This window comes from Salibacterium salarium, assembly GCF_030813635.1.
Classification (GTDB): Bacteria; Bacillota; Bacilli; order Bacillales; family Marinococcaceae; genus Salibacterium; species Salibacterium salarium.
Map to the genome: position 1 here is coordinate 1,039,083 of NZ_JAUSUM010000001.1, position 19,537 is coordinate 1,058,619.

21 protein-coding genes and 2 other annotated features are annotated in these 19,537 nt (G+C 38.7%); of the genes, 18 read left to right on the plus strand and 3 right to left on the minus strand.

Translation table 11 applies throughout. The annotated features are described in order from the left end of the window. Position 1 precedes the first annotated feature (1 nt). From mutM to J2S78_RS04990, 4 genes are all read left to right on the plus strand, one after another. A complete protein-coding gene (gene mutM, locus J2S78_RS04975) occupies positions 2 to 829 on the plus strand; it encodes a DNA-formamidopyrimidine glycosylase (RefSeq protein WP_306896840.1) in 828 nt (275 codons plus the stop codon). A 72-nt stretch (positions 830 to 901) separates the two neighbouring features. Continuing rightward, on the plus strand, positions 902 to 1,546 hold the full coding sequence (gene ytaF, locus J2S78_RS04980; RefSeq protein ID WP_306896841.1) for a sporulation membrane protein YtaF: 645 nt from the start codon (positions 902 to 904) through the stop codon (positions 1,544 to 1,546). 28 nt (positions 1,547 to 1,574) lie between these two features. Further along, entirely contained in the window at positions 1,575 to 2,168 is a 594-nt protein-coding gene (gene coaE / locus J2S78_RS04985) for a dephospho-CoA kinase (RefSeq protein WP_306896842.1), read from the plus strand. 241 nt (positions 2,169 to 2,409) lie between these two features. Continuing rightward, entirely contained in the window at positions 2,410 to 3,435 is a 1,026-nt protein-coding gene (locus tag J2S78_RS04990) for a glyceraldehyde-3-phosphate dehydrogenase (protein ID WP_306896843.1), read from the plus strand. Between the two features lie 103 nt (positions 3,436 to 3,538). On the opposite strand, the gene J2S78_RS04995 is transcribed toward J2S78_RS04990, so the two are convergent. Then, positions 3,539 to 4,024 carry a CBO0543 family protein gene (locus J2S78_RS04995; RefSeq protein WP_306896844.1) on the minus strand — a complete coding sequence of 162 codons (486 nt, stop codon included), beginning with the start codon at positions 4,022 to 4,024 and terminating at the stop codon, positions 3,539 to 3,541. 198 nt (positions 4,025 to 4,222) lie between these two features. On the opposite strand from J2S78_RS04995, the gene nrdR reads away from it, so the two are divergent. The 11 genes from nrdR to J2S78_RS05050 all read left to right on the plus strand — a co-directional run bounded on the left by nrdR (position 4,223) and on the right by J2S78_RS05050 (position 16,050). Further along, positions 4,223 to 4,684, plus strand: coding sequence for a transcriptional regulator NrdR (gene nrdR / locus J2S78_RS05000; RefSeq protein WP_125555126.1), 462 nt, complete (start codon positions 4,223 to 4,225; stop codon positions 4,682 to 4,684). A gap of 56 nt (positions 4,685 to 4,740) precedes the next feature. After that, on the plus strand, positions 4,741 to 6,177 hold the full coding sequence (locus tag J2S78_RS05005) for a replication initiation and membrane attachment family protein (RefSeq protein ID WP_306896845.1): 1,437 nt from the start codon (positions 4,741 to 4,743) through the stop codon (positions 6,175 to 6,177). Positions 6,178 to 6,188: 11 nt separating this feature from the next. Further along, positions 6,189 to 7,121, plus strand: a complete 933-nt coding sequence (dnaI, locus tag J2S78_RS05010) for a primosomal protein DnaI (RefSeq protein ID WP_306896846.1) — start codon at positions 6,189 to 6,191, stop codon at positions 7,119 to 7,121. 144 nt (positions 7,122 to 7,265) lie between these two features. Continuing rightward, positions 7,266 to 8,375: a cyclic dehypoxanthinyl futalosine synthase gene (gene mqnC, locus J2S78_RS05015; protein ID WP_306896847.1), complete on the plus strand. Its 1,110-nt coding sequence runs from the start codon at positions 7,266 to 7,268 to the stop codon at positions 8,373 to 8,375. Positions 8,376 to 8,611: 236 nt separating this feature from the next. Then, a complete protein-coding gene (ytxC, locus tag J2S78_RS05020) occupies positions 8,612 to 9,469 on the plus strand; it encodes a sporulation protein YtxC (protein ID WP_306896848.1) in 858 nt (285 codons plus the stop codon). A 53-nt stretch (positions 9,470 to 9,522) separates the two neighbouring features. Further along, positions 9,523 to 9,762: a binding site (T-box leader), on the plus strand. Between the two features lie 56 nt (positions 9,763 to 9,818). Next, complete coding sequence (gene thrS, locus J2S78_RS05025) at positions 9,819 to 11,762, plus strand: threonine--tRNA ligase (RefSeq protein WP_306896849.1); 1,944 nt, start codon at positions 9,819 to 9,821, stop codon at positions 11,760 to 11,762. A 256-nt stretch (positions 11,763 to 12,018) separates the two neighbouring features. Beyond that, positions 12,019 to 14,127: a sensor domain-containing protein gene (locus tag J2S78_RS05030; protein ID WP_306896850.1), complete on the plus strand. Its 2,109-nt coding sequence runs from the start codon at positions 12,019 to 12,021 to the stop codon at positions 14,125 to 14,127. Positions 14,128 to 14,201: 74 nt separating this feature from the next. After that, positions 14,202 to 14,322 (plus strand) — a sequence feature (ribosomal protein L20 leader region). A gap of 198 nt (positions 14,323 to 14,520) precedes the next feature. Next, positions 14,521 to 15,033: a translation initiation factor IF-3 gene (gene infC / locus J2S78_RS05035; protein ID WP_125556918.1), complete on the plus strand. Its 513-nt coding sequence runs from the start codon at positions 14,521 to 14,523 to the stop codon at positions 15,031 to 15,033. Between the two features lie 49 nt (positions 15,034 to 15,082). Further along, positions 15,083 to 15,286 carry a 50S ribosomal protein L35 gene (gene rpmI, locus J2S78_RS05040; RefSeq protein WP_125556920.1) on the plus strand — a complete coding sequence of 68 codons (204 nt, stop codon included), beginning with the start codon at positions 15,083 to 15,085 and terminating at the stop codon, positions 15,284 to 15,286. A gap of 39 nt (positions 15,287 to 15,325) precedes the next feature. Beyond that, positions 15,326 to 15,682, plus strand: coding sequence for a 50S ribosomal protein L20 (rplT, locus tag J2S78_RS05045; protein WP_125556922.1), 357 nt, complete (start codon positions 15,326 to 15,328; stop codon positions 15,680 to 15,682). An 89-nt stretch (positions 15,683 to 15,771) separates the two neighbouring features. After that, a complete protein-coding gene (locus J2S78_RS05050) occupies positions 15,772 to 16,050 on the plus strand; it encodes a DUF1294 domain-containing protein (RefSeq protein WP_306896996.1) in 279 nt (92 codons plus the stop codon). On the opposite strand, the gene J2S78_RS05055 is transcribed toward J2S78_RS05050, so the two are convergent. After that, a complete protein-coding gene (locus J2S78_RS05055) occupies positions 15,991 to 16,389 on the minus strand; it encodes a sigma-w pathway protein ysdB (protein ID WP_306896851.1) in 399 nt (132 codons plus the stop codon). The genes J2S78_RS05050 and J2S78_RS05055 overlap by 60 nt on opposite strands. A gap of 144 nt (positions 16,390 to 16,533) precedes the next feature. On the opposite strand from J2S78_RS05055, the gene J2S78_RS05060 reads away from it, so the two are divergent. Together J2S78_RS05060 and J2S78_RS05065 are read left to right on the plus strand one after the other, a co-directional pair. Continuing rightward, positions 16,534 to 17,013 carry a dUTP diphosphatase gene (locus tag J2S78_RS05060; RefSeq protein WP_306896852.1) on the plus strand — a complete coding sequence of 160 codons (480 nt, stop codon included), beginning with the start codon at positions 16,534 to 16,536 and terminating at the stop codon, positions 17,011 to 17,013. 76 nt (positions 17,014 to 17,089) lie between these two features. Beyond that, positions 17,090 to 18,178, plus strand: a complete 1,089-nt coding sequence (locus J2S78_RS05065) for a M42 family metallopeptidase (protein ID WP_306896853.1) — start codon at positions 17,090 to 17,092, stop codon at positions 18,176 to 18,178. Positions 18,179 to 18,395: 217 nt separating this feature from the next. Here J2S78_RS05065 and sspI read toward each other — a convergent pair whose 3' ends face one another. After that, positions 18,396 to 18,602: a small acid-soluble spore protein SspI gene (sspI, locus tag J2S78_RS05070; RefSeq protein WP_306896854.1), complete on the minus strand. Its 207-nt coding sequence runs from the start codon at positions 18,600 to 18,602 to the stop codon at positions 18,396 to 18,398. A 116-nt stretch (positions 18,603 to 18,718) separates the two neighbouring features. Between sspI and J2S78_RS05075 the strand changes: the two genes are divergently transcribed. Then, complete coding sequence (locus J2S78_RS05075; RefSeq protein WP_306896855.1) at positions 18,719 to 19,483, plus strand: TrmH family RNA methyltransferase; 765 nt, start codon at positions 18,719 to 18,721, stop codon at positions 19,481 to 19,483. Positions 19,484 to 19,537: the final 54 nt, after the last annotated feature.

Sequence of the window (19,537 nt, forward strand, 5' to 3'; positions counted from 1 at the left end):
AATGCCGGAATTACCGGAAGTGGAAACGGTCAGACGGACATTACAATCCTTAGTCCAAGGGAAAACAATACAAGAAGTAGCTGTGAGATGGCCGAAAATGATAAAAAAACCGGATGACAGCGATGTTTTTCGGCTTCAACTGAATGACCAGAAAATTCACGACATTGGGCGGCGCGGAAAATTTTTGATGTTCTATCTTGATGACTATGTTCTCGTCTCTCATCTGCGGATGGAGGGGAAATATGAAATGGCAGATGGAAACGAGCCAGATAAACATACTCACGTTCGTTTTTTCTTTTCCGACGAAACAGAACTGCGCTATAAGGATGTTCGAAAGTTTGGTACGATGCATTTGTTTGTAAAAGGGGAAGAGGAAGCAGAACTTCCTTTAAAACAATTAGGACCGGAACCATATAACGATTCCGTCTTTACGGGAGCTTATTTACAGCGTGTATGTGCGAAAACAAACCGAGATGTGAAAACGGTGTTGCTCGATCAACGTGCGATTGCGGGTTTAGGTAATATATATGTAGATGAAGCATTGTATCAAGCTGGTATTAGGCCAGACACGGTTGCATCGACATTATCTAAAAAACGAATAAATACGTTACAGAAAAAAATAACAGAAACGATAAAAGATGCCGTCGAAAAAGGAGGCAGTTCGGTCCGGTCCTATGTCAATGGAAACGGAGAAATGGGGATGTTTCAGCTTCAACTGAATGTATACGGACGACGAGGGGAACCTTGTTCGGTTTGTGGTAATGAGATTATGAAGACAGTGGTTGCTGGTCGCGGGACCCATTTTTGTCCCCACTGTCAACGAAATTAAAGAAATCGAAGAACACTGAGTGGGCTCCTCCCATATAGTATCGTAGAAAAAACAGGGAGGAGCTCATCTCCTATGACAGTATTTTTTTCACTATGTGTATTGGCGTTTGCTGTGAGTGTTGATAGTTTCGGTGCGGGTCTTGCTTACGGTCTTAGAGGGTTAAAATTGCCGTTCTACTCTTTATTATGCATTAGTTTGTGTTCAGCTTTTTCGGTATTGACTGGGGGAATGATGGCTGCACTAATGTCGAGATATCTTCCGGATGCCGTAACGGAAGTAATGGGTGGAGTTATTTTAATAGGCATTGGGATATGGGCAATTATACAAGTCTTGAAGGATGACACAAATCAAAATCAAAGCGTGAGACAAGGTGAAAAGAAAACGACATCCGAGCCAAAAGGGTTTTGGAAGCAGCTCGTCTTTATTGTGAAAAAACCGGATGAAGCGGATATTGATCATTCGGGGACAATTAATACTAAAGAAGCCGTGTTTTTAGGTGCTGCTCTTTCGCTTGATGCATTTGGTGCGGGCACGGCATCTGCTTTATTAGGATTGTCTCCTATCATTTTAGCTGTAACCGTTGGACTTATGTGTGCTTTATTTTTATCGGTAGGTATGAAAGGCGGTCGTAAATTAGCCGGTACACCACTGGTTCAAAAGTTTTCATTTTTGCCGGGGGTTGTACTTATCTGTTTAGGAGTATGGAATTTGCATTAATTTAGTAATCAGAAAGGAGGGAGAGACGATGATTATCGGATTGACAGGAGGAATAGCGAGTGGAAAGAGTCTAGTTTCTACGGAATTGGAGCAGTATGGGTATCCTGTCATTGATGCGGATCAGATTGCCAGAGAAGTTGCTGAACCAGGAGAATTGGCATACGAACAAATTGTCGAACATTTTGGAAATGAAATTTTGGAACTTGATGGAAGTTTAAATCGTAAAAAACTAGGGACATTGATTTTTTCGGACTCTGAGAAAAGACAAATACTGAACCAAATCATGCATCCGGCGATTCGCAAACGAATGCTGGAGAAAAAAGCTATGTTTGAAAAACAAGGATATGATGTGATCGTGTTTGACCTTCCCTTGTTGATAGAAAATAATCTTCAGTTTATGGTGGATAAAGTGTTACTCGTTTATGTGAACAAAGAAGAACAGAAAAGACGTTTAATTCATCGGGACCAAGCGGGAGGAGAAGACGCAAACCAGAGAATAGCTTCACAAATGTCATTAGATGAAAAATTGGATTATGCGGATGCTATTATTGATAATAATACGACAAGAGAACATACTATCACTCAATTAAAAGACATACTAAAACAATGGAATATACATTGATTTAACCTCTCCTTCAGGTGTTTTTACCGAAGGAGAGGTTTTTTAGATACGATAGGGAATATAAAATTTTTGTTGTTTGGACGGGCTTCTCTTAAACTTTTCCTAAGCTCTATTCTTTTTTATAGATAGGAACAAATCCCTTATTTTTTTAAAAAAGGTACAAATTTTTATAATTATGATATACTAATTATGAAATAATGGCTATTTAGTATAACATAATTGTGAGGAGGATATCTGTTTTATGAAACCGAGAGTAGCTGTAAACGGATTTGGGCGTATTGGACGAATGGTATTTCGAAAGGCGTTAATGGATGAATCGCTTGATATCGTAGCTATTAATGCCAGTTATCCTGCGGAAACACTGGCTCATTTATTAAAATTTGATTCGACTCATGGCATCTTTGATGGAAATATTGAAAGCGATAACGATGAAATTATTGTAAATAATAAACGAATTGCTATAGTGAATAATCGGAACCCTGAATATCTTCCATGGAAACAGTTGCAAGTAGATATCGTGGTGGAAGCTACAGGCAAATTTAAATCAAAACACGAAGCTGAGCGTCATCTTACAGCAGGTGCACAAAAAGTAATCGTCACCGCACCGGGTAAAGAAGAAGATGTGACAATTGTGATGGGGGTGAACGAAGAGGAATATCAACCGGATAATCATCATATTATATCTAATTCTTCCTGCACTACTAATTGTTTAGCTCCTGTAGTGAAAGTCCTCGATTACACGTTTGGAATAGAAAGTGGTTTAATGACAACCGTTCATTCTTACACGAATGATCAGATGAATATTGATAATCCTCATAAAGATTTACGAAGGGCAAGGTCTTGTGGACAGTCCATCATTCCAACCTCTACAGGTGCTGCTAAATCAATATCTAAATTACTGCCCCATCTTGATGGAAAAATGAATGGTATGGCGTTGCGGGTTCCAACACCAAACGTATCTCTTGTTGATTTAGTCGTTAGTTTAGAAACCTGTGTCGATGCAGAAGATGTTAATCAGGCATTTGAAAAATCAGCACATACAAATATGAAAGGAATTTTGGATATAACAAATGATCCGCTTGTGTCGGTTGATTTTAACGGCAATAATCACTCAGCCATTGTGGATGGTTTGTCAACAACCGTAATGAATAAAAAACAAGCAAAAATAATAGCTTGGTATGACAATGAGTGGGCTTACTCCTGCCGTGTCGTTGATTTAGTTCATTACGTTGGCTGTCTACTTTCTAAAAAAACGATGGTTAGTTAAATAGTTATGATGGATAATACCCTATTCCATTGGATTGGAATAGGGTTGTTGGAATTTATCACCATTATTTCTCAGAAGAGTCTCAATATAACTAGAACAGGCATCAAGAATGGAAAGAAGATCTTTTGTTATCTATCCAGCGAATCCACACTATCAATGTTCGGACTAACCAAAAGGAAAATGTTAGATACGCTAATGTGTAATAACTGTTCCATCCATTTCCATACTGAATAAGCTTAGTGTTTTTTTCCAACCAATTTTCCACTATTGCCATAGGCCCACTAAAGAAGAACACATTTGGTATTGTTTTCAGTAAATTTTTTTGAAACGTAAACTGGTTGTAGGCAACACATAACAGTGGAAATATGATGTAAATGTAGACGACATTAGAATCAAAAGACTTGGCAAAATAACGTTTAGGATACCTCACTAATTTTTTCTGAACGACCGGTACATCCAAAAGCGTACAAACCAATGTTTTTAATAAATAAACGAGAATCCACTCTTTTATCGGCCCTTTGCGAAATAAAAGAGTCATCCCTCCAACTCCTATGATGGTTGTTATATTCAATACCGTTTTATCTTTCATTTCGACACCCTCCTATTCATATATTGTCTCTTTTTTTAAATAATATGTTCCTTTCTTATCCTTTCTTTTCCCCTTCTCCTCTCTTTCTTTCCAATCGGCAAGCTTTAATGGTATGATGGAGTATATGAATGTATCGTTAAATGAAGCTTTTTGTAAATAAAGATGTCGGACATAGTTCGTTTAGTGGAGATGATAAATATGCGTTGTCCCTCTTGTCATTCCAATGGAACAAGAGTGCTTGATTCTAGACCGAGCAATGAAGGGAAATCAATAAGGCGTCGGCGTGAATGCGATGCCTGTCATGAACGTTTCACCACATTTGAAATGGTAGAAGAAATTCCGCTTGTTGTCGTAAAAAAAGAAGGAACGAGAGAGGAATTCAGCCGCGAAAAAATATTGCGTGGTCTTATTCGTGCTTGTGAAAAAAGGCCGGTTGCTCTAGAAACGCTGGAAGATATCGTTAGTGAAGTAGAACAACAGCTTCGCAGTGACGGAAAGTCAGAGATACAAAGCGAAGAAGTTGGGGAATTGGTTATGGAAAGACTTGCTAATGTCGATGATGTCGCGTATGTCCGATTTGCTTCGGTGTATAGACAATTTAAAGACATTAATGTTTTCATTGATGAATTGAAAGAATTGATTAGTAAGGATGAAAAATAGAGAATGATTGTGTTATGTCTAAATGTGCTCTGATCAATCAAAGAGGGGAGGCAGCCATGATTATGCACTGGACAGAGCTTTTACCAGTTGATAGATTTTCAGTACGAACAGCTGATCAATTAGGAGATAGAGACTTTAAAACATTGCAATTATTATATCAACCTCTTGTTGGGTCGACAGCTATTTCATTATATTCCATGTTGTGGAGTAAATTGGAAAAAGACTGTTTTTTCAGCAGTGAAGCGGTTCACCATGAATTAATGGCGATGCTCAGCCTCCCGCTCGATGACATTTTTGAGGCAAGAAGGCGATTAGAAGGTATTGGATTACTGCGTACGTTTCAAAGAAAAGAAGATACTTCTACGTTATTTATTTATGAAATCCAGCCGCCTATGACACCGGCACAATTTTTTCAAAATGATGTTCTAAGTGTTTTTTTATTTAATAAACTGGGGAAAAATCGATATCTTGAGTTAAGAAACCGTTTTATGATTGAAGCCATTGATGAAAGAGCATATACGGAAGTAACAGCAGCGTTTAATGATGTTTATACTTCTTTACAATACTCAGAGATGACTCCTGTGATGAATGAGAATGCTTTTGCAGATAGTCATGAATATCAAGGAATCGTTCATAACGGCGATGTTACATTTAGGGAAGAAGAGTATGATTTAGAGTTGTTGAAAGCCGATCTTCCCGTTTTTATTGACGGTGATACATTGTTAGATGAGCCTACAAAATTAGCCATAGTCCGTTTGGCTTTTGTGTACCGGATTGAGCCGTTAGTGATGAGCAAATTGGTCCAGCAGTCATTGGCTAGTGATGAAACGGTAGATCAGAACGAATTGCGTCGCAGAGCACAGGAATGGTATCGCACGGAACACGGAAGTTCTCCGCCTGCTCTTGGAATGCGGACGCAGCCGGATAAGTATCGAACGATGAAAGAAAAAGATGAAAAAGATGAATCTTTAACAGAGCATGAAAAAATGGTACTTTTTTATGAAAAAACATCGCCGTTGTCTTTTCTAGAAAGTGTTTCTGATGGAGCAAAGGCCCCGCAAACAGATGTGAAACTTGTTGAATCACTCTTATTTGATTATCAACTACAGCCTGGTGTGGTCAACGTATTGGTTGACTATGCTATGAGATTAAATAATATGAAGCTGGTCAAAAATTTCGTTCAGACTATTGCAGGACAGTGGTCGAGAAAGAAGATTTATACAGTGGAAGATGCAATGGAGCTTGCTAAAAGAGAATATCAGGAGAAAAAGAAACGGGCGCAACAGGAGTCATCCCGTTCCACGTCGTCTAACAATAAAAATCGTTCTACTCGTCCTTATGTGAGAAAGGACAAGCTTCCAAAGTGGCTTGAGAATGATAATAATCAAGAGAAAACAGCGGAATCTAAACAAGAAGAAGAAACAAAGCTTAATGAAGAAAAACAACAGTTTGAGGAAATGCTTAGGTTGCGTAAAAGCAGCCGCCAAAAATGAGGTGACCAACAATGAATTCTATCCGGTCGTCGTTGGACCAGTTTATGAAAAACAAAGACTGGCGACGCCGTTACGAAGAACTGCGGGAAGAAGTATTATCTTATCCTAAGATACAAACATTCCAACAGGAACATCCAGAAGTGACAGAAGAAGCCATGGAGAACAACATGATGAAGTTGTTTGAATACAAACGTGAAAGGCAGAATTGTGACACCTGTCCAGGACTTAAAAATTGTCCTAATATGATGCAGGGCTATCAGCCGGAATTGTATTCAGATACTGGTCAACTAACTGTTCGTTACCACCCATGCCGTCTCAAACAACAGGCCGATGAGCAAAAAAGACAGCAATCACTCATTCAAAGCATGCATATTCCAAAAGAAATTCTTGAAGCCAGCTTTGACGATATCGAACAAGATCATGCCAGCAGATTGTCGGCAAGCAATGCTTGTTTGAAATTCGCATTTGAAGCAAATCCGGGGGAGGACGCAACCGGCTTGTACTTACACGGAAAATTCGGGGTAGGAAAGACGTACATGGTAGGTGCGATTGCTAATGAATTGATGGTGCGTGATATTTCTTCCATGATAGTGTATGCTCCTGATTTTTTCCGAGAAATGAAACAGGCTTTATCGGATGGAACAGTGCAGGAAAAAATGGATGAAGTCAAAAATGCAGAAGTGTTAATGCTTGACGATATTGGTGCAGAAACAACGTCAGCTTGGATCCGTGATGATGTCCTTGGTGTTATCCTTCAATACCGTTTGATGCAAAAACTACCAACAGTGTATACGTCAAATTATGACTATGATGAATTAGAAAACCATCTTGCCTATTCTCAAAAAGGTGGCATTGAAGAATTAAAAGCAAAACGAATTATGGAACGGGTTAAACATTTAACGGTTCCGGTATTTGTGGATGGAAAAAATCGAAGAGAAATGTAAAGATTCCCGCCAATCTGTGGGAAAATGATAGGAAAATATGGTAGACTGAAAGTATTGTTTATAAATGTATGACAAATCATACGTATACTATTTTTACCGGACAAAAAATGCCCGGATTCATTCTCGAGGTTTGGGGGTTAAGTAATGAGTATAGACTCGATTCTGACAAAAGCTTTGAATGGAGAACGCTTGACAATGGAAGATGCGGTGGCACTATATGAAAGTGATGAATTAGAAAAAATAGGTGCTGCGGCTAATGAAATAACGAAGAGGTGGCACCCTGAACCGGTAACCACATTTGTTATAGGACGGAATGTTAACTATACAAACTTATGTGATACGTATTGTCGTTTTTGCGCATTTTATCGAAAACCCGGATCATCTGACGGCTATGTTCTTTCAGATGAAGATATTTTTAATAAAATACAAGAAACACAAGATGTAGATGGCACTGAAATCTTAATGCAGGGTGGTACGAATCCAGATTTACCGTTCAGCTATTACACTGATTTGCTTCGTAATATTAAGAAGAGGTTCCCTAACATCACTATGCATTCTTTTTCACCTTCTGAAATATTTAAAATGTCGGAAGTATCTGGCCTTTCCATTGAAGAGGTGTTAACAGAATTACATGAAGCAGGATTGGATTCTGTACCTGGTGGCGGTGCTGAAATTTTGACGGAAAAGACTCGTCAAAAAGTGAGTCGTTTAAAGTCAAGCTGGGAAGAATGGATTGAGTGCATGAAGACAGCGAAGAAAGTCGGTATGCATGGAACAGCCACAATGGTTATTGGATTAACAGAGACATACGAAGAGCGCGCTCTGCACCTGCAGCGGATTCGTGATGCTCAAGATGAAATGGATTGTTTCCTTGCCTTTATTTCCTGGACATTTCAGCCTGGAAATAATGGGATGAAAGGAGAAATCATTTCGTCTGAAGGTTACTTGAAAAACGTTGCGATTTCCCGTTTATTCTTAGATAATATTCCTAACTTCCAGTCTTCCTGGGTAACGATGGGACCAATAACCGGGAAGAAATCATTGGAATTTGGCTGTAATGATTTCGGGAGTACGATGATGGAGGAAAACGTTGTATCAGCAGCCGGAACAACACATAAGGTGAACACGAACGAAATTTTGAAGTATATCCGTGAAGCTGGAAAAATCCCGGCGCAACGTGATACAAAATATAATATTTTACGCCGGTTCGACGGCGAAACGACAGCAGAAAAAGACTTCGTCATGCAAAATTAAAATAAAACATTTAACCTCCTGAAACGATTTCGGGAGGTTTTTACGTGGTTCGAACAATTAATATCGCCCACCATTATCATAATATTGATCCATGCTTTATTCACATCTCCTCCTTAAGAATTCGTTTCATCCTACGCAGATTTTTTTAGGCATGTTTCTTGTTCCTTTTCCATAGTTATAAAACAGTACAAACCATGCAAAAGATAAAGATGCCGTGAGTAAGGGGGAATGAACGATTGTTCTCAATCGATTTTGAATGTGAAGCGGATAGCGCTGTAGTTTATCAAATTTTTACACAAGATAAACGAGAATGGGAACAAAAAGGAATAAACACCGGTGATATTTACAAACATAACGCCAAAATAAAGTGGGATTTCTATGGAAATGAGCAACAGTGGCGGGAGAGTCTTGTTCCTTATTTGGCTGCCAGTCTGTGTGATTATATGGTAGAAGAAAAAGAATTGCAGTGGGTACAAGGGTACATTGAACGAACATTTTTATATGAAGAAGAAGCCCCGGCTATTACCGATATTGCGAACTCCTTGTTGGACGGGAAGAGGGAAGATGTTCCGGAAACCAGTCTTTTACAAAAAAGAAAACACTTTGTCTATCGGGAAATGACCGAAGAAATGAAGCAAACGAAAGAAATTCAATGGGAACCTATGCTTACATTCCGTTTAGGCACCTATCATCACTTACTTGTAAAGGCGGCTTCAGCTGCAATTGATGAGTACAAATGGGAACAAGAATATCAAACAATGATTGAAGGGTGCCGCCATTACATTAAACATACAAACCCGACGTGTCCGGAACTTCATGTTTTACTTCAGGAAGAACCAGTATTTTTAGATGAAGATAAACAAATCATTGATGAGTGGACAAGACTTCATCATTTAGAACCGACGATTGTTTTTGAGAAACAGTTGCCTTTTGAATATATGGTTATCAGTCCAGCGGTAAGTCTAGCACCGGAGCAATTATTTATTTATTCTGATACAGAAGACGGAACGGTTCAAACGTTTCAAATGATTTTTCAAGAAAAAATGAAAACTTTTCCAAAAAAAGAATGGCCGTTAAAACAAAAGAAGGCTTGATTTTCATTGGAATTCTCTCTATAATGACAATCATAAAATAGTATTAACAAAAGGAAAATGCGTTCATAAGGACAAGAGAAATTATGGTTTTTTTACTTTAGAGAGAAAAGTCATGGCTGAAAGCTTTTCGTAAAAATATAGTTTCTTACCACCTTTTAGCAGCAGCGGGGAACAGGAATTGCTTACATACCTTCCTTACTATCCGTTGACGACAACCGAATCGTTACTTCGGTCTTTGAGATTAGACATAGGTCTGAAAACAAGGGTGGAACCGCGTATATTACGCCCCTTCTGTACAAGGAAGGGGTGTTTTTTATGGTTATATATGAAGACATAGGAGGGAATGAAGTTGGAAAATCAAGTAAATATTACATTTCCTGATGGGAATGTTAAGGCGTTTGATGAAGGAGTGACCACTGAAGAAATAGCATTCTCTATCAGTCCGGGTTTGAAAAAGCAAGCACTTGCCGGAAAACATAATGGAGAATTAATTGATTTACGAACACCGATTCATGAGGATGGAGCCGTTGAAATTATTACGGTAAAAAATGAGGAAGGACTCGAGATTCTGCGTCACAGTACGGCTCACTTGATGGCCCAAGCTGTGAAAAGATTGTTCGATGATGTGAAGCTTGGGGTTGGGCCCGTCATTGAAAATGGTTTTTATTATGATATAGATATGCCTCACGCTTTAACCCCGGAAGATTTACCGAAAATCGAAAAAGAAATGAAAAAAATCATCGATGAAAATCATGAAATTGTTCGAAAAGAAGTGACACGCGAACAAGCAAAAGAGATTTATGAAAACATCGGTGATGATTTGAAATTGGAATTAATTGAAGATATACCTGAAGGTGAAACACTTACCATTTATGAACAAGGTGAGTTTTTTGATTTGTGCCGAGGGGTTCATGTGCCAAATACGGCGAAACTGAAGACGTTCCAACTGATGAATATTTCAGGAGCTTATTGGCGTGGAGACAGCGATAATAAAATGCTGCAGCGGATATATGGTACGGCGTTTGGGAAGCAGTCTGAACTGGATGAACATTTGAAGATGTTAGAAGAAGCGAAAGAACGCGACCATCGCAAAATCGGGAAAGAACTTGATATCTTTGCAATAAATCAAAAAGTAGGACAAGGTCTTCCGTTATGGCTTCCAAACGGGGCAACAATTCGTCGTACAATCGAACGTTATATTGTCGATATGGAAGAACGTTTAGGGTACGATCATGTTTATACACCTGTCCTTGGAAGCTCAGAATTGTACAAAACATCTGGTCACTGGGATCACTATCAAGACGATATGTTCCCGCCGATGGAAATGGACAATGAAACCCTTGTTATTCGTCCGATGAACTGTCCACATCATATGATGGTATTTAAAAATCAATTTCACAGCTATCGTGATCTCCCCGTTCGACTTGCGGAACTTGGAATGATGCATCGTTATGAAAAATCTGGATCCCTCGCCGGCTTACAACGGGTTCGCGCGATGACGTTAAATGACGCGCATATTTTTGCTCGTCCTGATCAATTAAAAGAAGAATTTATTCGGACAGTGGAACTTGTACAACACGTATACAAAGATTTTGGTTTGAATGATTACTATTTCCGTCTATCCTATCGTGATCCTGAAGATAAAGAGAAATATATCGATAACGATGAGATGTGGGAAAAAGCTCAATCCATGCTGAAAGAGGCGATGGATGACATGAATGTCGATTACGTGGAAGCGATTGGAGAAGCAGCGTTTTATGGACCAAAGCTGGATGTCCAAGTCAAAACCGCTCTTGGAAAAGATGAAACACTCTCCACGGTACAATTGGATTATCGTTTACCAGAACGATTTGATTTGACGTATGTAGGCCAAGATGGTCAAGATCACCGTCCTGTTGTCATTCATCGTGGTATTGTTTCAACGATGGAACGTTTTATTGCGTTTTTACTTGAGGAATACAAAGGGGCGTTACCGACTTGGTTATCTCCTGTACAAGCCAAAGTCATTCCTGTATCTGCTGATGCACATCTTGATTATGCCCGTAAGGTGGAAGATGAGTTGAGAAAAGCGGGAGTGCGTGTGGAAGTAGATACTCGAGATGAAAAGATCGGATATAAGATTCGTGAAGCACAAATGAAGAAAACGCCTTATATGCTAGTAATTGGGGATAAAGAAATAGAAGCCGGTACTGTCAATGTACGGCGCTATAGTCAACAAGACTCCGAGACCGTTGAACTAGAAGAATTTACGAGAACAATAAAAGAAAAAATAGACAATAGACATTTAGACTAAGAATAAAATTCTCTTAACCCGAATGAGGACTCTTCTCCTTATTCGGGTTTTTAAATGCCGACAATGAACCAAGCATATGTAAAATGTAATCCTATATGTTCACTTTAAATAGGAAAACGGTATTATTTTATTAATAAAAGATTGAATAATAATGAGAAAATAGTTACAATTTAACTAACAGCTATCGACAAATTTCTTGATAGACGGAAGATGACTAATAAATAAATCCTATAAAATGTTCAAGGGAGGTTGTGTAATGGAGATTCCTCTATACAACCCCAATACAATGCCGGAAATGTTAAAGAAAATAGAAGAAGAATGGAAGCAGCAGCGCGTGAATACAACGTCTGAAATATCGAAAAGCCTTTATCAATTAAAAGGCTTTATTTCAGAGTTAGATCAATCGCTTCTGATTTCTGTCATGGACGAAAACGGTGTCATCACAGATGTAAACACTTTATTTTCTGAAGTATCAGGTTGTTCCAGATCACAAATCATTGGTACATATCATCATTTTCTAAAATCAGACTATCATCCTGGTTCATTTTTTGAAAAAATGTGGGATACCATAAAAAAAGGTCATGTTTGGGAAGGGGAAATAAAGAATCATCATAAAGAAGGAGGTACATATTGGCTTCAAACGAGTATATTTCCATTCTTCAATGAAGGTGGAAACGTATATAGGAGTATAGCAGTTATGAAAGATGTGACCGAAGAAAAGCAGCAAGAAGCGAAAAAACTAGAATCTGTGCAGGATGATTTTTATGAAATTTTGAACCATATGGACAGTTTGGTTTTTAAAGTGAGACAGTATGAAGAGACTTTCGTTTATTCTTTTTTTGCAGGGAAATTGAAGAGAAGGTTTTCCGTAAAACCGGAGAAATTGTACGGGAAGACGGCGTTTGAAATTTTTTTAGAAGACGATGCACATATACTCGAATCCTATTATAGAGAAGCTTTTTCAGGAAAAAATTGTTCTTTTGAAATTAATTTGTTTCATACATATTTTTATATCAGTTTATCTCCGATTTATCAGAATGGACGTGTCAAAGAAATTGTGGGCACTGCTATTGATATTGATGAGAAAAAACAAACAGAGCAGCAAGTTCATCATATGACATATCATACTGTATTGACGGGATTGCCAAATAGACAAAAGCTATTGGATGATCTTACCTGTCATATAAAAAAGGGAGAACCGTTTCAGTTGATTATGATTGACTTAGATCAATTTAAACAAATTAATGATTCATCCGGGCATAAGGTAGGAGATGACGTCTTAAAGCAGGCAGCTCAACGCTTGCAGAGAAAGCAGCTTCCTGTTTATCATTTAGGAGCGGATGAGTTTGCATTGATAACATTTCAGCCTAATGATGTGGTGGATTCACTGTTTGAAGCTTTTAAGGAGCCGTTCATTTCTGAAGAAATTGCTTATTATGTAACAATTAGTGTCGGCGTTAGTCATTATCCCGTACACGGTAAGTCTTCGCTGGAGTTGTTGAAAAATGTAGATACCGCTCTGTACACAGCAAAAGAAAAAGGGAGAAACCTTTGCTGCGTCTATGAAGATCAAATGAATGAACACATTACTGAAAAAATTTATATGACAAACAATATTCGTAAAGCTTTATCCAATGATGAATTTGAACTGTATTATCAGCCCCAGGTTTGTTTGAAAACGAATAAAATAGTAGGAGTAGAAGCTTTAATAAGATGGAACCATCCAGAAGAAGGGATTATCTCTCCCGGTAAATTCATACCCATAGCGGAAAGTTCAGGTTTGATTATACCAATCGGAGAAATGGTATTAGAAAAGGCGTTGACCCAGTTGCAATTATGGCGTGAACAGGGTTACTCTCAATTACGAATGAGTGTGAACATTGCAGCGGAGCATTTTAACCAATCGCATTTTGCAAATACCGTACAAACAATGCTGGAGAACGCTCAAGTTCCTGCCAAACAATTGGAACTAGAACTTACCGAAAACAGCCTTCTCCAAAACACCGGTCTGACAACGAACACACTCCATACGCTACACCGAATGGGTGTTCATTTGTCTATTGATGATTTTGGGATTGGATATTCCTCTTTGAGCTATTTGCGCCATTTTCCGTTAACAACGCTGAAAATTGATAAATCATTTATGAATCATATTAATGAAAAGGAAAAAGATCGGGCTCTTATTTCCTCTATTATTCATCTAGCTGGAAGTCTCGGTATGAGAGTGATAGCAGAGGGTGTGGAAACAAAAGGAACGTTTCAATTTCTGCAGCAGGAAAAATGCGATGAGATGCAAGGATTTTACTTTAGTAAACCTATGCCGGCAGCAGACATAGAGAAACTGCTTAAGATTCACTATTTTTAAAGTAATAAACAGGACGAAGGTTGACAGTCTGATAGGCATGTGGTATCTTTAGTAAGTGTTTCAATAACGATACCAAAGCAAAGCAGAAGCGCCCGCTTCTCACCTGATTGACGCTAAAGGCTGTCGGCAGGTCACGGTGAACTCTAACAACCAATCGTGGGCGCAGTGTGTATGCGCCCACTTTTTTGTGTTTAAGGTAAAGAAGACCTTCTGCTAAGTTCGCACTTAACGGTAGCGGACCTTCTGCTAGTAAAAAGAGCTTCTAATAAACTTATATAGCTCACAAAGATGTTCTTTTTGTATAAGTCAATGTAGAAGTCGGCACAATTTGTGCAAGCATCTGGATGCTTTGATTCGTAAATTTTTTGGAGGTGGCTCATTATTCGTAATGACATGAAGGTTAATGATGGAATCCGGGCACGCGAGGTACGCCTTATCGATTCCAATGGCGAGCAGCTTGGGGTAAAATCGAAAAACGAAGCGTTGGATTTGGCTCAAAATGCAGACCTTGATTTAGTACTAGTAGCTCCAAACGCGAAGCCACCGGTTTGCCGTATTATGGACTACGGAAAGTACCGTTTTGAACAGCAGAAGAAAGAAAAAGAGGCTCGTAAAAAGCAAACAGTGATTAACGTCAAAGAAGTACGCTTGAGCCCAAACATCGAAGAACATGACTTTAATACAAAGCTTCGGAATGCCCGTAAGTTTTTAACTAAAGGCGATAAGGTAAAAGCAGCAATTCGTTTCCGCGGACGTATGATTACTCACTCTGACATCGGAAAGAAAGTGTTAGAACGGATGGCTGAAGAGTGTGGAGACATTGCTTCTGTAGAAACAAAGCCGAAGATGGAAGGACGAAGCATGTTTTTAATGCTCGCTCCAAAATCGGAAAAAGAAAGCAAGTAACCCGTGAATAATAAAGCGAAAGCTTAAGTAAAACAAGGAGGAACCAATCATGCCAAAAATGAAAACTCATAGAGGTGCGGCGAAGCGTTTTCGCAGAACAGGTTCAGGAAAACTAAAGCGTAGTCACGCGTTTACTAGTCACTTGTTCCGCAATAAATCTAAAGATCAAAAAAGAGATTTAAGCAAGCCAGCTATGGTCGATAAAACAGACCAAAAGCGTATCGACAGCTTGTTACCAAACAGTAAATACTAATACGAATAAATCGAATTGAAATTGAAGGAGGGATAGACGATGCCAAGAGTAAAAGGCGGTTATGTGGCGCGTCGTCGTAGGAATAAGGTACTGAAACTAGCAAAGGGTTACCAAGGTTCGAAGCACCGTTTGTTTAAAACAGCACAAGAACAGGTAATGAAATCACTACAATATGCATATCGGGATCGCCGTCAACGTAAACGCGATTTCCGCAGACTTTGGATTACACGTATTAATGCCGCTGCTCGTTTGAACGGACTATCATACAGCCGTTTGATGCACGGATTGAAGCAGGCAGATATTAATATGAACCGTAAAATGCTAGCGGATTTGGCTGTAAATGATGAAAAAGGATTTTCTGAGTTAGCCGATAAAGCAAAAGCTCATTTGAAATAATAAATAATAAGCCCGGGAACTGTTTGATATGTTTCCCGGGCTTATTTTCATAAGGAGACAGATAGATGCTGTCATACATTTTAGGTTATATGGGGTTTATTAGTGTTTTATCGTGGCTGATTATGGGGATAGATAAACGAAATGCACGTAAACGAAGACAAAGGATAAGTGAAAAACAACTATGGTTTTTAACGATAATAGGAGGGAGTGCAGGAACTCTGCTTTCGATGTACATGTTTCGCCATAAAACGAAACATACACCATTCATTGTCGGAGTCCCATTTGTGTTACTGATACACGTGGCGCTTTTACTTTTTATCTTGTTCGGCTTGTCGGATAAATTCTTTGATTGGACTTTTCCAGTCTAATTCTGCATGGGAATAGTGTTGACGAATTTCTTTTTCAAGAAAATTGAAATCTTGTAGTTGAAGTCCTTGTAAACGATCTTTATTTTTTACCCAAATGGAGACAAAAGTAATATCAAAAGCGTTTTCTGTAGTACCTAAATACTTTTCCCCTTCAAACATAACGCCTTTGTACGTGATAAGAAAATTTTTGCGTACATTTTTCGGTTCGTCCAGAAAGTAAAAGTTTTTCTTTTCATGGGCTAATTCTAGTTTTCGTTTAGGGTTTAAAATGTATTTGACGACAGCATAAATCAGAATAATTAAAGCGATGAAAATGAGTGCGCGTAATAAAAGGGCCATTCGTCACTGCCTCCCTTGTAACTTTAGTGTAGTCTGTTTTTTATTAACGTTCGAAGTATAGAAATTGTTTGCAGTATACTATACGAAATATATTCATTTCTAGTTTCATTGTAATGGAAAAGATAAGAGAAGGGAAAAGATAAGATGGAGCAATTATTTTCGATTCAGCGTCAATTGGATAATAAAATTTTAGAAGAACACGGCCTTCAAAGAGAAGAAGTCCGCACAGACAAAATATTAGCGTTGCAAGTTGAAATCGGGGAACTTGCGAATGAAACACGCTGTTTCAAATATTGGAGCCGCAAACCAGCTGCGGATGAAAGGGTTATTTTAGAGGAGTATGTAGATGGATTGCATTTTATTTTATCGCTTGGTATAGATGGAGGATGGGAAAAGGTTCCTGCTCAGCCTGCAGATAAAATGGAATCATTGACAGAACAATTTCATGCGGTATATCAAGCTGTAGCTGTATTTAATACAAAGCAAAGTCAGGATAGTTACTTAACGTTGTTTCAAACGTATTTAAAGCTTGGGGAAATGTTAGGCTATGATGAACAGGATATTGAGACAGCGTATATGTCTAAAAATAATACAAATCATAAACGACAAAATGAAGGATATTAAAAATTATTTGAGTATCGAAACAGTTCGCTATATACTAAAATAAGGAAGTACATAATTGAAGGAGGATGTTGTAATCGTGTCAAATTTAGATCAAACAACGAATATGTTAAAAGAATTGACGGATGCAAATGGTATTCCGGGTAATGAAAAAGAAGCAAGAGACGTCATGAGAGATAATATTTCACCTTACGCGGATGAAATAACCACCGATCATTTAGGAAGCTTAATTGCCAAAAAAACTGGTAAAGCCGGTGGACCGAAGATTATGATTACCGGACATCTTGATGAAATTGGATTCATGATTACACAAATTGATGATAAAGGCTTCTTGAAATTTCAAACAGTTGGCGGCTGGTGGAGCCAAGTTATGCTTGCTCAGCGCGTGAACATTATGACGAAAAAAGGTAATATTGTCGGTGTGATTGGTTCAAAGCCACCACATATTCTGTCAGCAGAACAACGCAAAAAGGCCGTTGAAATAAAAGACATGTTTATCGATATCGGAGCTTCCAGTAAAGAGGAAGCAGAAAACTTCGGCGTTACTCCCGGTGATTCTGTTGTACCAATTTGCGACTTTACGGTGATGAACAATGAAAAGTTGATGATGGCAAAAGCATGGGATAATCGGATTGGTTGTGCCATTGCTATTGAAGTAATGAAGCGCCTGCAAAATGAAGAACACGCTAACGAGGTATACGGAGTCGGAGCTGTACAAGAAGAAGTCGGTTTACGGGGAGCAAAGACCGCTGCGAACAAAATCACCCCCGATATCGGTTTTGCGGTTGATGTTGGTATTGCCGGTGATACCCCCGGAGTAACAGAAAATGATGCAAAAGCAGAAATCGGTAAAGGTCCACAAATTTTAGTGTTTGACCGTTCTATGGTTTCACACAAAGGTTTGCGTGACTTTGTTACGGAAACAGCGGATAAACACAATATTCCGTATCAATTTGACGCAATGAGTGGTGGTGCGACAGACGCAGGTTCGATTCATCTTTCTGGTGAAGGGGTCCCATCCCTTGCGATAACTGTTCCGACACGTTATATCCATACACATGCGGCAATCTTACATTACGATGATTTTGAACACGCTGTTCAACTTTTTGTAGAGATTGTAAAAGGATTGGATGAAGAAAAAGTAAAGTCCATTACTTTTGATGTATAAGCTAGAACAAAACCACTCTTCATGAGCTTTGTCTGAACGCCGATTAGGTTACTATGCAAAAATCATTTCTTATCAATCAGTTCAGTCAATCAGGATATCAACAACTAGATGACTAATAACGGAAGTGAAAAAGCTGACCTCAAAAGTTTAATATTAACTTTTGAGACAGCTTCTTTTTTAAAAAGAGATGGAATGTAAGGGATAGTTTGTGGAATTGCTATTGCAGACCTTGGGAAATATCGGTGATTACTTGATTTTTTTCCTCTTCACCGGCTTGTTGCCAAAACACTTCAAATAAAACACCGAGTCCGGGAAGCATTTTTTCCTCCCCGCTTTCAACGGCGTCTTTTATTGTTGCTTCCACGTCTTCTTCGCTATGGCCTGATACATTTTGAAGTACGGCCGATCGGAGATTAAATGACATCTTCTTTTCCTCCTCATTTGTGATAAAATAGTAAGTATCAACATATGTCGATATTTGTAGTATGACAAATAAAGAAAAATATATGTATTTTTGCCAAGCAAGGGAAGGGAATGCGATTGAACCGAATTGATTCTACGAAAAACCCGAAAGTGAAAAGTGTGAAGCGTTTATCGAAAAAAAAGTACAGAGAACGAGAACAACAATTTGTAGTGGAAGGATGGCACCTTTTAGAAGAGGTTCTCAGCCATGAGGTAACGGTGCAAGAATTGTTAATCAGCGAAAACAAAGAATTTCGCCCACATCTTGACGTTTCAGGTCTTCCTGTCACTATCGTAACAGAACAGGTAATGAATGAAATGAGTCACACCGAGACACCGCAAGGAATTCTAGCTATTTGCAGAATGCCTGATCAAAGGGATGTGTTATTGAATCAAAATAACAATTATTTGTTCGTAGATGGTGTTCAAGACCCCGGAAACCTAGGTACAATCATTCGAACGGCAGATGCAGTTGGTATAACAGCTGTTATCCTTGGCGAAGGTACTGTAGATTCTTATAATGATAAAGTGATACGAGCAACACAAGGTTCCCTGTTTCACCTTCCTGTTATAAAAGGGGAACTCGAAGAATGGATAGACGGATGCAACAAAATGTCCATTCCTGTTTTTGGGACGGCAGTTGGCAAAGGAACTACTCATTCCGCAATCGCATCCCAAAAAGGTTTTGCTCTGTTAGTTGGTAATGAGGGAGCAGGTGTACAGGAAAAATATTTAGAAATGACCGATCAAAACATATACGTCCCGATATACGGTAACGCGGAGTCGTTGAATGTATCAGTGGCCACCGGGATTTTACTATATCACTTGAAACAAACGATATAATCGCAAACAACTTGCAATGAAAAAGATTTTTTCATATACTAACACCATATCCGT